At 47.1% G+C, this 12,569-nt stretch carries 16 protein-coding genes; 1 reads left to right on the top strand and 15 read right to left on the bottom strand.

The window, feature by feature from the left end; translation table 11 throughout:
• Positions 1 to 26: 26 nt before the first annotated feature.
• Both ligA and EBB54_RS23545 read right to left on the bottom strand, forming a co-directional pair.
• Positions 27 to 2,027: an NAD-dependent DNA ligase LigA gene (ligA, locus tag EBB54_RS23550; protein ID WP_125129219.1), complete on the bottom strand. Its 2,001-nt coding sequence runs from the start codon at positions 2,025 to 2,027 to the stop codon at positions 27 to 29.
• 37 nt (positions 2,028 to 2,064) lie between these two features.
• A complete protein-coding gene (locus tag EBB54_RS23545; protein ID WP_125129218.1) occupies positions 2,065 to 3,006 on the bottom strand; it encodes a DUF5688 family protein in 942 nt (313 codons plus the stop codon).
• Between the two features lie 428 nt (positions 3,007 to 3,434).
• Between EBB54_RS23545 and EBB54_RS23540 the strand changes: the two genes are divergently transcribed.
• Positions 3,435 to 4,067, top strand: coding sequence for a GNAT family N-acetyltransferase (locus EBB54_RS23540; RefSeq protein WP_243127790.1), 633 nt, complete (start codon positions 3,435 to 3,437; stop codon positions 4,065 to 4,067).
• A gap of 133 nt (positions 4,068 to 4,200) precedes the next feature.
• Here EBB54_RS23540 and EBB54_RS23535 read toward each other — a convergent pair whose 3' ends face one another.
• From EBB54_RS23535 to EBB54_RS23480, 13 genes are all read right to left on the bottom strand, one after another.
• Positions 4,201 to 4,446 carry a hypothetical protein gene (locus EBB54_RS23535; protein WP_193554384.1) on the bottom strand — a complete coding sequence of 82 codons (246 nt, stop codon included), beginning with the start codon at positions 4,444 to 4,446 and terminating at the stop codon, positions 4,201 to 4,203.
• 176 nt (positions 4,447 to 4,622) lie between these two features.
• Positions 4,623 to 4,865 carry a hypothetical protein gene (locus tag EBB54_RS23530; RefSeq protein WP_125129217.1) on the bottom strand — a complete coding sequence of 81 codons (243 nt, stop codon included), beginning with the start codon at positions 4,863 to 4,865 and terminating at the stop codon, positions 4,623 to 4,625.
• A gap of 20 nt (positions 4,866 to 4,885) precedes the next feature.
• Positions 4,886 to 5,476: a hypothetical protein gene (locus EBB54_RS23525; RefSeq protein WP_125129216.1), complete on the bottom strand. Its 591-nt coding sequence runs from the start codon at positions 5,474 to 5,476 to the stop codon at positions 4,886 to 4,888.
• Positions 5,476 to 6,027 (bottom strand): hypothetical protein, encoded by a 552-nt coding sequence (locus EBB54_RS23520; RefSeq protein ID WP_125129215.1) that lies wholly within the window; start codon positions 6,025 to 6,027, stop codon positions 5,476 to 5,478. The genes EBB54_RS23525 and EBB54_RS23520 overlap by 1 nt, the downstream gene beginning before the upstream one ends.
• A complete protein-coding gene (locus EBB54_RS23515; protein WP_125129214.1) occupies positions 5,981 to 6,598 on the bottom strand; it encodes a hypothetical protein in 618 nt (205 codons plus the stop codon). Before EBB54_RS23515 ends, EBB54_RS23520 begins: the two co-directional genes overlap by 47 nt.
• The gene (locus EBB54_RS23510; protein WP_243127789.1) at positions 6,589 to 6,840 is read right to left on the bottom strand and encodes a hypothetical protein; all 252 of its coding nucleotides are present in this window, start codon (positions 6,838 to 6,840) and stop codon (positions 6,589 to 6,591) included. Before EBB54_RS23510 ends, EBB54_RS23515 begins: the two co-directional genes overlap by 10 nt.
• A 73-nt stretch (positions 6,841 to 6,913) precedes the next feature.
• On the bottom strand, positions 6,914 to 7,969 hold the full coding sequence (locus EBB54_RS23505) for an SAM-dependent methyltransferase (RefSeq protein ID WP_125129213.1): 1,056 nt from the start codon (positions 7,967 to 7,969) through the stop codon (positions 6,914 to 6,916).
• A 12-nt stretch (positions 7,970 to 7,981) separates the two neighbouring features.
• Positions 7,982 to 8,305: a sigma factor-like helix-turn-helix DNA-binding protein gene (locus tag EBB54_RS31420; RefSeq protein WP_243127788.1), complete on the bottom strand. Its 324-nt coding sequence runs from the start codon at positions 8,303 to 8,305 to the stop codon at positions 7,982 to 7,984.
• 39 nt (positions 8,306 to 8,344) lie between these two features.
• Positions 8,345 to 8,512: a hypothetical protein gene (locus EBB54_RS31415; RefSeq protein ID WP_243127787.1), complete on the bottom strand. Its 168-nt coding sequence runs from the start codon at positions 8,510 to 8,512 to the stop codon at positions 8,345 to 8,347.
• A 43-nt stretch (positions 8,513 to 8,555) separates the two neighbouring features.
• Positions 8,556 to 9,062, bottom strand: coding sequence for an AbrB/MazE/SpoVT family DNA-binding domain-containing protein (locus EBB54_RS23495; protein ID WP_125129212.1), 507 nt, complete (start codon positions 9,060 to 9,062; stop codon positions 8,556 to 8,558).
• A 76-nt stretch (positions 9,063 to 9,138) separates the two neighbouring features.
• Positions 9,139 to 10,002: a hypothetical protein gene (locus tag EBB54_RS23490; RefSeq protein ID WP_243127786.1), complete on the bottom strand. Its 864-nt coding sequence runs from the start codon at positions 10,000 to 10,002 to the stop codon at positions 9,139 to 9,141.
• 105 nt (positions 10,003 to 10,107) lie between these two features.
• Positions 10,108 to 12,222 carry a vWA domain-containing protein gene (locus EBB54_RS23485; protein ID WP_170178106.1) on the bottom strand — a complete coding sequence of 705 codons (2,115 nt, stop codon included), beginning with the start codon at positions 12,220 to 12,222 and terminating at the stop codon, positions 10,108 to 10,110.
• 90 nt (positions 12,223 to 12,312) lie between these two features.
• Complete coding sequence (locus EBB54_RS23480) at positions 12,313 to 12,558, bottom strand: helix-turn-helix transcriptional regulator (protein ID WP_125129211.1); 246 nt, start codon at positions 12,556 to 12,558, stop codon at positions 12,313 to 12,315.
• Between the last annotated feature and the right edge of the window lie 11 nt (positions 12,559 to 12,569).

The raw sequence follows: 12,569 nt of genomic DNA, 5'->3' as shown, positions 1-12,569 counted from the left end.
TTCCCTTATTATGTGATAAGTGCTGGTTACGCAATCATCTCCAGGAACTGCTCTTCTGTCAGAACCGGAATGTTCAGCTCCTGGGCCTTTTTCAGCTTGCTTCCTGCCTTCTCCCCGCAGATCAGGTAATCGGTTTTTTTCGTTACGGAGCTTCCGGGTTTTCCTCCAAGCTCCAGGATCTTTGTGTTGATACCGTCGCGGGTAAAATGCGTAAGCTTTCCTGTCGCAACAACTGTTCGTCCCATAAATGGATTTTCTTTTACTTCTCTCATGATGTGTTCCTCCTTTGATTTGAATGTAAGTTCTTTCTGTAATTCTTTCCATAAACACAAGTTTTCTTCGTTGGAAAACCATGTGTGAATGTTGTGGTTCAGTATCTCCCCGAAGTCCTCCAGCGCTGTAAAGTCATAACTGCCGACAGCAGCGGCTTCAAAGTCATGAAGGTTTCCGGAAAATACGGTATTTAAAATACGGCTTTTGGTACGCCCCACCATGGGGATGTCCATTGCTACCAGGAAATGCACGAAGTCTGTCTCCCGGCTTCTGGTAATGGCGCTCCAGAGGCGTTCATAGGATTTCTCGCCAAATCCGTCCAGTGCAAGAATATCCTCGCGGTACAGATCCAGATGGTACAGATCCTGAAAGGAATCCAGATAGCCTAGCTCTAAGAACTTCTCCAACGTAGCTGAAGAGAGTCCTTCGATATCCATAGCCTTCTTCCCCACGAAATGCTCAAACTTCCGCAGGATCTGGCTGTCAAATGCCGAATTGTTGCAGTGGACAGTCTCCACGATTCTGCCGTCGCTGGTTTTCCGCCGTTTAATCAAGGTGGCCGACTGGCAGCACGGGCAGAGCGGCGGGACCATATCCTGATATCTTCCCCGGTCCAGATTTTCCTCGATGTGGGGAATGATCATGTTCCGTTTGGAGATCAGGATCCTGCACCCTGGAACCAGCTCCAGATTCTTTATGAAGCTTAAGTTATGCAGGGATGCCCGTGATACTTCACAGCCGTCGATCTCAACCGTGTCAAAAACACCGACCGGCGCAATCTCTCCGAAGCGGGTAGGCGTCCATTCAATGTTTCGCAAAATGGTCTCATACTGCTCATCCTCAAACTTGTAAGCAAGCCCGTCCTTGTAATGGTGTCCTGTCTTCCCGCAGCTTTTGGAGTAACTGAGGCTGTCGAAGACTGCAACGATGCCGTCAATCGGGATGTGCCGCCTGGAAGCTTCGGTTACCAGCATGTCGATACTGGTGGCAGCCAGTTCTTCTGTCGGCGCCGGCCCTTCTATAGAAATATAGGGGCAGGTATCAAAGCCAAGCTCCTTTAAAAGCGAAAGCCGCATCTGCCTGCTGTCGCTGTAGGGACTTTCATCCAGCCCTTCTAATACATTGAATGGCGAGAAATAGACGCAGCGTTTTGCGCAGGTTTCCGGATTCAGGCTCCGTACTGTGCCTGAGACAAGATTGCGCGCATTACGGAATTTCTTTCCGTTGCTGTCTGTGAGTGTTTCTTTGAGACGTTCAAAGTCATTGATGTGGATGTAGGATTCCCCGGTGATGACCAGGCGTTTCCGGTAAGGGATTGATAAGGGGACATTCTGATAGGCAGGGAGATTGTGGGTAATTTCTTCGCCGACTTCTCCATTTCCACGGGTGGAAGCCTGTATCAGATGCCCGTCCTCATACACCAGTTTGGTCGTAAGTCCGTCCAGCTTCAGCATCAGTAATGCCGGGTTCCTGGCAAGAAGCGCTGTGATCTCCGTCACCTGCTTGGTCTTATCTAAGGAAAGCAAAGGGATGGGATGCTGCACTTTTGAAAGACTGCTGACCGGGTAATAGCCCACGGTCTGAGTCGGGGAATTGGAGAGGATGAATCCGGTCTCCTCTTCCAGCTTCTGAAGCTTGTCAAATAACTGGTCATATTCTTTGTCCGTGATCGTTGGTGCGTTTAGGTTATAATAAGCATTTCTGTGCTCATTTAATTCCTGCACCAGAGATGTGATTTCCTGAATCTGGTTCATGATATTCGTCCTTTCTTTTTGTTGTTTTGGGGTATTCCTAAGAAATAGTTCCGGGCAGACGCTGGAACAGGTTTTGAATGACATAACCATTTGAATCCTGACCTGATCTGCTGTAATAATAAGCGTGGTCAGACAGATATTCTGCCGGGTCCAGATAATCCCGGTTAACCTCCTGTATCATCTGATCCAGCTTCTCTTTGGAAGGAGCCTTGGATTTTGGGAACAAAAGCACTTCATGGATACTGCTTGGGATAATGTAGAAGTCCTCTTCAAAGAAATCTGCAATCTTATCCATCAGGTTTTTGCAGGTCATTAAGACAGCGCCGTTTGAGAAAAAGTCATTTGTTAAAAAATACATGGAATTAGTGTAGTCATTGGCAGAAAGAGCCGCATAATACTCGTTTTCCAGCAAACCTCTGTCCAGAAGAAACTGATCCAAATTGCCGAATTTTACTGGCAGCAAACGGTTATAATTTGCCAACGCCTGCTGATGCAGCTTAAGAGTATCAATCTCCCATTTCTTTAACAGCCCATCCCGGACTGGCATATCCAGGAGCATCCTGTCCGATTTCCCGATGAGATAATAGTAGACGATAGACAGGTCCTGGAATGGGATATGCGGGACTGTTTCCAAGAATGTACGGTTTTTCTCTGTGTTGACCAGCTTCATAATGATCTTGCTTTTGGCAGTAGAGAAATCATAGAGTTCCGTTTCATTTACCTGTATCACCGGCAAAGAGCGGTACAGGTCTGAAAGCCGGTCAATCACGGTATCAAAGTCCTTTGTTGCCTGATAAAATTCATAGAATTCTTCCAGATAGATTGTGGGAGAAGTATTTGAGGAAGGGCTTTTGAACACAACCCCGTGCTTCATCTCCCCATTGGATTTCAGTGTCTTTGTGAGGCTGAGACTGACATTGCCAATCTCCCGGCTCTGTAAGCCCTGTAAAACCTCGTTCCTAAATGTTTCGTATGTCATGTGAGACCTCCTTTTCTTGTGGTGTCATCCGAAGGGATTGTTTACTCATCCTCCTTCCGTCTGCGTTCAGGCAAAAAAAGAGAATGTACACCATAAGCGTCCATTCTCCCATTAAATGCAGAAAACCTGCAAAATGCAAAAGAGACATCTTCCCTTCTACAAACAAAAAAAGCCAGAAGATCCTATGCCGGGCATAGTGATTCTCCTGACTTCATATACAAACCTAAACTGCGTGTGATATCCTTTTCGGACTGACACAAAAAATAATTACAATATCATATTACCACTATATCTTGATGGTGTCAAATAACAAAATACAAAATATTGATTTATCTGTGTATATAATACTAAATATTGGGGATACTATATACAAAGGCTGCCAAAATTTGGAAAAGAGGATTGGAAATATCTACTTGATAAAAGAATGTATGTTCTATATAATGGGAGCTAATGCCAGATATATATGGGCAAATTACTGCAGGATAAAAAGGGTGGAGACGATGAGACAGAACATGGATGTATTTACTATATGTCCAGAATATGAAACCGGACATTTCAAGATAAGAAAACTGGAGGCAGAAGATGCAGAGGGGCTGTTTTCCTGTTATTCCGATCCGGAAGCAGCACGCTTTTTTAACGGGGACTGCTGTGGAGATGATTTTTATTATACGGATAAGGATAAGTTCCGGGGATGTGTGGAATACTGGCTGAGCCGATACGAGGCAAAAGATTTTGTCAGGTGGAGTGTTCTGGATAGGAAGACCGGGTTACTGATTGGAACGATGGAAGTGTGCCCATCTCTGAAGTATGCGGTTGACGGAAAGCAGATGGGGATTCTACGGATTGATTTAAAATCAGAGTATGAACGATTGCCGGTATTGAGGGAGTTGATGGATGTATTAATTTGCCATATCTATGAGGATTTTGAGGTTGCTTCTATCCTCATGAAGATCCAGAAGGATGCCGGAGAGAGACAGAAACTGATAAAAGAATACCAGTTTGTAGCCGCAAGGGAAGAATGTAATATTTCCCTGGAAGACTATTATATCAGGTACTGTTAGCCATAAGGGATGTGCAGCGGCATATAAGACAGATACCGCAATGAGATCATCGTGCGCATGAGTTTTGCAGGTAAAAACCTTTTTGTATGTTGCTGAAAAGAGCCGCCCAATATGAGCGGCTCGTAATATTTCCTTAAATACAGTTTGTTTCTGTACATTCCTCAAAATACCGGTCTGCAATATAACCGGCAGATTCTGCCCATAGGGTGTTCTCCGTGTTCTGAAGGGCTTTGTATGTTTGGGATTCATAAAAAGCCAAAGTCGCATCCGGGAAATTTAACCCGGTTGTTTCCTGAATAATATCAATCACATCCCGAATCTGGATGAACATATTCATAGTAATATCTTTTCCATTAAAAAAATACTTTCCTTCCACCATGAGCGAACCTCCTTGCGAATTTCAAATATGGTTATCTCCATAATTGTAAATTTATTATAGCAAAAAGTTTGCGCCTATCCAATTGAAAAAGCAAATCACGGTTTTTCGGGCTTTGCTGACAGAAATGAGCCGCCCTGAAATCAAGCGGCTCAGTATATATTTGTTTTTTTGATTTATCACAGGTTGGATATTGGAAGTTCCAACTCCGTAATAGACCATTCCATCCAGTCACCTTGTATGACAGCCCTGGCACTGTATCCGCTCAGATAGGTATTCTCCTGTTCTTCTTCTGTCTGGGAAACGTGATCCCGTGTCATGCGGAAACTTTTCTCCATCTTTTCATAGAGTTCCTGATAATCTGTGGAGACATCGGGATCGTTCAATCCATCTCCATAACTGCATAATACATATAGCTTCATACATCATGCCTCCTCGTCTGTCAGTCATTCAGGGAATAAGGATCTTCAAAGCAGTGAACCTCCATTCTCGTATCTTCCAAAAGCGTCTCCAGCATTTTCAGTGTATCTGCAGGATATCCCATCTCGGCAAAGTGTTCCAGCAGAGCGGCATCCGTAGTAAACAGTTCTCCATATTCCAGTTTCTCACTCACCGGAATACCTGTTGGTGTCAGGAAAGTTTCGTCTTGTATGGATACTGCATAATGGTCTGGGAAATACTGGCCGGAATGATCGGTATTGATATAGGTCCTGCAACCCGGCTCGATGCTCTGCATGACAAAATCCACCTGATAAGCTTCGGCAATCGCATGGTATGCCCCATAAAGCGGAGACCATGCGGCAGAAGTACTGAGAAGGATATTATCCGGATTCCGTTCCATAGCGATGACCGTTCCCCGGAGGGAGAGACTTTCTGTGGGAATACCCTTTAATTCAAACAGGTTCCTGATCCCTGCCAGATCTTCATTGCGGCAGAAAACGATGGATGTCTCCAGGTCTTCCCACAATGCAGCCAGATGTTCCGGATTGGATTGTGAATAGAAATAGACGTCATCACAACAGATATTTGCCATTACTCATCCACCTCTGTTTCCATTTCCTGCTCATAACCTGGCACATGCAGTGAGTAACTGCAGTTTTGAAGGCCGGGTTCTTTTAGGGCAGCATCATAAGTAGAAGAACGAAGCTCGGAATCCGCATAATTTCGGTCCAGCTCAATAATGTCAATCTGGATATCCGGATCCGATGCCAGCACTGTACTGACAATTCCGTCCTCAATGATAATAACAACCCGTGGATTTCCGGGAGGTTCCGCAGCAGTAACAATCCGGTTATCCTGTATCCGGCGTTCAATCTCATCAATGACAAGATCAAGTGTCACATTATAGGTCGTATTAGAGTCTTCCATATTGTTATAGAGTTCATAGGCCAGGTCAAGAAGCTTTTTCTCCTCCGGAAGCGTTTGGTAAGGAAGGTTGCATAAGCCAATTTCTTCCAGTTTACGTTCCCTGCAGCGGCTGATAAAATCCATTTCCCAGTAAAAACGCTGCCGTATGCGGTAGATTTTCTCCATTTCTTTATCTGACAGGCGTGCAGTTGTTTTCCGTTCCATTTGTGTAGTCATAGTGATTTGTCTCCTTTTCTTCTTTGGGTAATTCATTGTCTGGATAAATCCTTGTATTTGGGTAAAAGATAAATTTCCATTGAAGATCTAATTCCTGATTCTCCCAGCTCCCATTCCTGCAGATCTGTCTGGTCAAAGTGTTATAAGTGACAGGTTCCGCATCCGGATTGTCCAGGTCAAACACCAGGCAGGTTTTTAGGTCGATATATGGCCATAAGGCACATTCAATCTTCTGCCGGAGTTCCAGCGCCATCTGATAAAGCTGATCCGCACTGTAGGTCATGGAAATGCAGGAACTCATCTGCTGTTCCATGCCGGAATCTGCGATCACCTGATTGATGACCGCCGCCTGCTCTTCTATAGAAATATCCGGATTCATGATAAGCCGGTCGGTAAGGACCGCCTTCACAAATGCAGATGCAGTGCCGTTGATCTGCCGGATCAGGGCATAATAAGGCTGCCGGTAATGGGACCTCAGAACTTCAAGGGGGATCATCTCACGGTTTTTCTTTAGGGTGGAAAGCAGCTTTTGAAGGCTGCTTCCCAGTTCATGGATCTTTGTCAAGCGCATATCACCCCGCTCTCGGCAGGAACAGTTTCATATCTGAGATTGTAAATGGTATTGCAGGTCTCAAATTTTATGCCGTCCTCTGCTACCTCCAGGATCTTTAATATCATAGAAGTCGTAAAGAACTGGTGACGGGTACGGATCCATGCGTTTTCTCCGACACGGAGAGGCAGAGATGGGGTGCCTGTCATGGTGACGGTTGCTTTCCTGGTATTCTGCAGTTCTTGTTTTCGGTGTCTTTTCATAGTAGATGTCTTCCTTTCTTAAAATTGTGGATTTGTTTTCAGTTCCATGTTGGATTTTGTTTGTTTTATGCTTTTATGCCACGGCATAATTTAAGCGGTAGCATCCCTGGGCTGTCCGGAGATACTGATCCGGATGCTCGTAGATGGTTGCCCGGATCCGGTCCTCATAGTGCGGATTCTTCCGTGCTTTGGGATGGCCCCGCAGAAGATCGTATAGATCCGATAATGCCGCTGTCCCTCCCATGCTTTCCATGGTCATCCGGATCAGATGGTGCCAGGTGATCGTCTGGAGGTCCGTCCTGCTTACCGACAGGCAGCCTTCCTGCCTGCAGGAAAAGGGGACTGTCAGGGAATCGGCTTTCTTTAGTATCAGCACATATTCCGTGACGACCGGGATGAACGGTTTTTTGTACCTGCGGTTATCTGATACGCAGTTGAACTGGCCTTTCACAAGAAAGGATTCAAAGTCTCCCATGCGCATCAGGTCGTTCTGCATGCTGTAGAAATGGCCGTCTTTGCGGATATCCCCCACCAGTACCGCGAGCCTGCCGTCTTTGCGCAGTGCGAAGAAGAACTTCCGGATACAGTAATTTAATTTTTCCAGGAAGTCCTGGTAATTCTCGCATCTTGACAGGTCATCCGGGTGGGGCCTTCCCCACATATTTCCACTGTATTTGATGATGTCGTGGTACGGCGGATGGAAAAAGATCAGGTCTGCCGAATCCTCTACATCATTTCTTAATGCGTTCCAGTTGCCATATCCGCAAGCTGGAGACGGGTTCAGGTCATAAAGCAATGACCGTACTTGAAACTGGTCTGCTACAGTCTGGGAAGTTCCGGAACCGCTCATGGGGTCCATCATGGTAAACTGGCTTATATCTTTGCCGTAGTAACGCTTGCAGTCCAGAACATAGCGCAGGATGGAAGCAACCACTTCCGGAGAGCAGTTCCCTCTCCAGTGGCTGTCTCCGCCATTTCCGCGCTCCGGAAACGCCATAAAGGAAGTCAGCTCCTTTCCTACACGCTTCCGTAATCCTTCCGTACCGAGCATCCCGGCAATGGTTTGCCATTCCGGGCCAAATTCATTTTGAAGAAGCTCTGCCGCCCGTTGTATTTGCAAATCGTTCATAGGAATCCTCCTCTACATCAGGGCAAGACTTCGTAACCGTCGGCGCATCCGGCTGAAACGGCTTTCCACGCCATATACGGTGAGGCTGCATTTCTCTGCAATCTCCTGATAGGTGTAGCCGTCCGCTTTTAGGCGGACCACTTCCTGTTCTTTCGGGGTGATATAGGCAAGCAGCTTGACCAGCAGTTTCTGGTTATCCATAGTTTCTGCCGCCCGCTGCATCCGGTTGGGGAGAAGCGTGTCAATGGACAGGTATTCCTCCTCTAAGGGACCGGTAACAGCCGCCCGCTTCCCGCAGTTCCAGTAGGCATATTCATTGATGAGGCAGTCATTCATGTTCCGCCATGCGATGGTACTGAAGGCGTAATCGGATAATCAGGGTTTCTCCAGATATTCCTGTACGGCTAACAGATAGCCAAAGATGACGACATCATAAAACTCTTCTGCATCTAGCCTTTTCCTGGAGAGAAAACGGTCTACGATCTGATGGTTCTGCTCTGCAAACTGTTGTTGTTCCGGGTTTAATAGATGTATTTTTTTCATGGTATTTTTATCCTTTCTTTTAAATAAATGAGATTATTTTTTGTTAATCAAATTCACGTGCGATTGTGGCTGCAACTAATCTTGCACATCCAATTTCTACCTCGGTAAGCGGCTTTGCAGAAAGCACTGCTAATGCCAGAGGTTTTTCGGAGTGGACAGGGAAAAGCGCAGCGACTGGTGTGCCTGGACAGGAGGTAAGATAGACTGGCCTGCTCATGTCCGGGAGATATTCTTTTTCAGCCTGGATGCAGGCAGAGAGTTCCCTGGAGACAGGGGTTCTGTCTGGAAGAAAACTTCCTACCGCGCTAACGACCTGTGTATCGGAACAGAGAGCAACGGCGTGCCGGCTGCTGTTGTACAGGATGGTAAGGAGGGATGCGAGCCTGTGTGTATCTATTGGCAGTTCCCCGCATTTCCTAAGATGGATCTCCTGGCCGGAAAGCTCCGCTTCCAGAGAATCCTGATTCACAAGATTTAAAATCTTCCGCATCTTGGTCGGGATTACAATCCGTCCTTGTGCATCCAGTGTGCAGATATCGGAATATTTCATAGATTCACCTTCTTTCTAACGGAAAGGAAGCCGCCATAGGGCCGCTTCCTTTTCCAAAAATGATCGTGCCTGAAATCTAAGCGGCATAGGTGTTTCCCTGCCCCTGATTTTGGTACTGGTTATTCTGTGTATTATTTTGCATATAGTACGGAGTCTGGTTTTGATACTGTCCGTTCTGTGCATAATTCTGAGTTTGATCTTGGTACTGACTGTTCTGGGAATATTCTTGAGCCTGCCCTTGATATTGCCCGTTCTGAGCATACCCTTGATCCTGCCCCTGATTCTGTGACTGCCAGTCCTGCTGTTGTTTCTCATACGCCTGCTTTCCGTTTGCGATCAGTGACGGCGCCATACACGCTTCCCAGTTGGTGATATAGGAATCCGTGCGCTTTAGGAGCGTATAGAGGTCCATATCCGTCAGCTGGATAAACGCATTTTTCTCCGAGAGAAAGCTTCCGGATTTCATATAGGAACCGCCTTTCTGGTTCTGGACTTTCACACCTTTTCCATTTACGATCTGGATCCGCCACGGGCTCTTCATCGGCCGTCCGCTGGAATCATTAGTATGGCGTGAGATGGAAAACTGCTGTGCCGTAGAATACCCCTGTGCATCAGGCGCGCCGTAGATCTTGCTCTGGGACCATTCAAATTCTTGGAACCCTGCAGTGATCCGGGTTAAAATAAACTGGATCTGTTCGGGAGCCAGGTTGAACTGGGCGATTATATTCTTATCGCCGGTGCCGTTGGAATAGTCCTGGATGGTGAGCTTGATCAGGGAATTTGCCTTATGGTCATTTTCCTTATACTCGCCTTTCGCGTGGAGCTGTGCATAGTGTGTCAGCGCAGCGTATTTCAACTGGTCATAGACGGCGATCAGCTTTCGGTCGGTCTGTACTTTGCAGATCTGAGGGGAGATCCTCGTCTGATAATTCTGATTCATGAATCAATGTCCCTTCTTTCTAAATATTATTAAGCTGTTTCGCATCGTACTGTAGGAACCATCTCATCAGGTAATATACGGCACAATACGAATTTCAACGTGTCATTATTTCAAATACTGCTTTACAAGAAGCGCCATGTTCTTCGGCAGTTCTTCGAGCTTTGTGATATCCAGGAATCCTTCCTGATAGATCCGTTTGATGTTCTCCTTGTCTGAGCCGATAGCAGCCGCAAAGAGGATGATTCCCTTCTTGGAATATTCCTTCTTGATCCCGCGCAGGTCTGCCTCCGCTTCCGTGCCGATGTACCCGTAATCCGCTGGCTGTCCATCGGAAATGATGATGAGCAGCTTCTGGTTTTCCGGACGTTTGCTCAGATGCTCTGCAACATATCGCAAAGCGGCGCCGTCTCGGTTGCCGTTTCTGGCGCTCATGTCCATCAGCCGGTAGCGGTCTGAAGTATCAATGGAATCAAATTCCGCATAGGAATATAACGCAACCCCGGCTTCACAGTCCGGTGTGGTATGTCCGTAGATGGTGACCGGGATCTGCAGGCTCTGGCAGAAATCGTAGAGTACAATCGCTGTCATCCTTGCGTAAGTGATCCGGTCGGAGCTGCTCATGGAGCCGCTTTCATCGATCAGGAGTCCTACCGCCAGCTTTTGCTCTTCCGAAGGGAGCCTTGTCCTTATAAAAAATGTACCGTCCTCATGGTGCAGCGCCCTTGTATCCAGGCGTTTTCCAAATTGCAGGTTTTTTATCTTACCGCCTTCGCTTTCTTCCTTCAGGAGCGGGGCGATGGTCTTCTGCAGTCTCTTGGAAGCCCGGAGAAGAGGCGGTGCGACAGACTGATATGCTTTTACCAGATCATCCGATACACTGCACATCCGGTTTACCGTCACATGGATCCCTGTATGGGCGTTGCCGTAATGGATATCATTGGCCGCTTTCTGCAGTTCTTCCGTCATTTCCTGCTGGTATTGTTCCTCCGCTTTTTCCGTTGCCACACTGTTCAGGATACGGAAAAGGTCACTGGCGGATTTCTCATAACCGGAACCTAGATACTGGTGATTATAAGTGATGCCCGGATTGTTTCCTTCTAAGATTGTGGAAGTCTTTGCAAGCTGGATCCGGTCGCCTTCTTCCGTCACCACATCCTGCACACCGGACATGATATTTTGGCGTGCCTGTGGAGAAAACTGCAGAGGTGGATTGGCGCTTTGTGCTTTCTTTCCGGCTTCCGCCTGCTTTGGCATTGCCCCGTTTTTGCCGGAGGGCAGAGGGGCGACGCCCTGGATCTGATCGCCCAGAATCTCATTTAACAGGTTTTTCGCATCTTCCTCCGAAGCAACTTTAAGCCTGTCCCTGGTGTCCTCCACCATTGGTTTGATATACTCCCAGAGAATCCCAAGGATATGGTTGGAGGCATGGAGCCGGTCTTTCACGTCATCCGAGTAGATAGATTCCTCCACATATGGTACGCAGTCCTCCAGGTAATCCAGATAGGGACCGGTGTAACCGTGGAGATTATTAACCGTACCTGCCCTGCAGTATTGCAGGAGAAGGTTTGCCACAATAGCAAAATCCGAGAAGCCATTGTCAATCTGGCTCTGAAGGGACGGCATCAGCTCATTCATCCGCAGGCAGTTCAGCTCAATCCCCTGCTTAAAAAAGCCGGGATAGGCGTCACACATGCGGGCTTCGATGTAAATGTCTTCTAAAATATTGCTGATATGGGAGGCGCACTCAGAAAGCGTCAGGCATACAGCCTTGTCTCTTTCATGCACGGCTTCCAGCATTTCCTCACAGCTTTCCTGGTACTGGTCATCGAAAGACGGTTCTTCCGGATAGAAGGAACCATTCTCCATGCTGCGCAGATATAACCCAAGGGTTGTAAAGTCTGTAAATAAGAGATGAGCCGTTTCATGACCGTTCATCCCCACAAGGCTCTCAGAGCGCAGCATCCGGGACGGGAAGCTCTGGGTAATGGAGTTGCCGGCATTGATGTGGATCTTATAGTTATCCGTGTAAGCAAGTCCGGCGCCATCGGAAGCGTCCCACTCCATTAGCGTCTGCAGTCCCTGGCGGTAGCGGCCGGTAGCCGCTTTCGCCATAGAGGACAGGTATTTCTGGTAGGCAGAGGACAGGAACAGTTCCTCATCCGTCAGGGTAAGGGTCTGATCCTTGATCAACTGCTGTAGTTTTTTCTGGTTGCTGTTCAAAATTCATTCATCCTTTCTTTTCATTTTTTTATTTGTAAACGCAAAGGCTCCATACAGCGCATATTTAAAAGAGCTATACGGCTGTTGCGCTTAAAATACCTTCTCCGTTAGAAGTTCTTCCATGGTACAGCAAAAATACAGCGCCATACGGTAAGTGATATAGGTCGGCGGAAGGACTTTGCCGGATTCGTAATTCATGATGGCTTTCCTCGGTACGTGCAAAATTTTTGCCAGCGTTTTCTGGGAGAGCCTCCACCGTTTGGATTTCCTGAGATAAGAAAGATTGGCGGCCAAAACTCCCCGCATTTCTTCCTCTGTGATCTGATAATCCCTCATAAAAAGCCCCC

It is taken from the genome of Schaedlerella arabinosiphila (assembly GCF_003885045.1).
GTDB lineage: Bacteria > Bacillota > Clostridia > Lachnospirales > Lachnospiraceae > Schaedlerella > Schaedlerella arabinosiphila.
Note: the sequence above shows the minus strand (reverse complement) of the source record. Positions and strands in the feature narration are given on the sequence as shown.

What these genes read in the sequence shown, in the direction of transcription:
- ligA (WP_125129219.1), bottom strand. Translation starts at nt 2,027, where the DNA reads ATGAACCAGATTCAGGAAATCACATCTCTGGTGCAGGAATTAAATGAG.
- EBB54_RS23545 (WP_125129218.1), bottom strand. Translation starts at nt 3,006, where the DNA reads ATGACATACGAAACATTTAGGAACGAGGTTTTACAGGGCTTACAGAGC.
- EBB54_RS23540 (WP_243127790.1), top strand. Translation starts at nt 3,435, where the DNA reads ATGTTCTATATAATGGGAGCTAATGCCAGATATATATGGGCAAATTAC.
- EBB54_RS23535 (WP_193554384.1), bottom strand. Translation starts at nt 4,446, where the DNA reads ATGGTGGAAGGAAAGTATTTTTTTAATGGAAAAGATATTACTATGAAT.
- EBB54_RS23530 (WP_125129217.1), bottom strand. Translation starts at nt 4,865, where the DNA reads ATGAAGCTATATGTATTATGCAGTTATGGAGATGGATTGAACGATCCC.
- EBB54_RS23525 (WP_125129216.1), bottom strand. Translation starts at nt 5,476, where the DNA reads ATGGCAAATATCTGTTGTGATGACGTCTATTTCTATTCACAATCCAAT.
- EBB54_RS23520 (WP_125129215.1), bottom strand. Translation starts at nt 6,027, where the DNA reads ATGACTACACAAATGGAACGGAAAACAACTGCACGCCTGTCAGATAAA.
- EBB54_RS23515 (WP_125129214.1), bottom strand. Translation starts at nt 6,598, where the DNA reads ATGCGCTTGACAAAGATCCATGAACTGGGAAGCAGCCTTCAAAAGCTG.
- EBB54_RS23510 (WP_243127789.1), bottom strand. Translation starts at nt 6,840, where the DNA reads ATGAAAAGACACCGAAAACAAGAACTGCAGAATACCAGGAAAGCAACC.
- EBB54_RS23505 (WP_125129213.1), bottom strand. Translation starts at nt 7,969, where the DNA reads ATGAACGATTTGCAAATACAACGGGCGGCAGAGCTTCTTCAAAATGAA.
- EBB54_RS31420 (WP_243127788.1), bottom strand. Translation starts at nt 8,305, where the DNA reads ATGAATGACTGCCTCATCAATGAATATGCCTACTGGAACTGCGGGAAG.
- EBB54_RS31415 (WP_243127787.1), bottom strand. Translation starts at nt 8,512, where the DNA reads ATGAAAAAAATACATCTATTAAACCCGGAACAACAACAGTTTGCAGAG.
- EBB54_RS23495 (WP_125129212.1), bottom strand. Translation starts at nt 9,062, where the DNA reads ATGAAATATTCCGATATCTGCACACTGGATGCACAAGGACGGATTGTA.
- EBB54_RS23490 (WP_243127786.1), bottom strand. Translation starts at nt 10,002, where the DNA reads ATGAATCAGAATTATCAGACGAGGATCTCCCCTCAGATCTGCAAAGTA.
- EBB54_RS23480 (WP_125129211.1), bottom strand. Translation starts at nt 12,558, where the DNA reads ATGAGGGATTATCAGATCACAGAGGAAGAAATGCGGGGAGTTTTGGCC.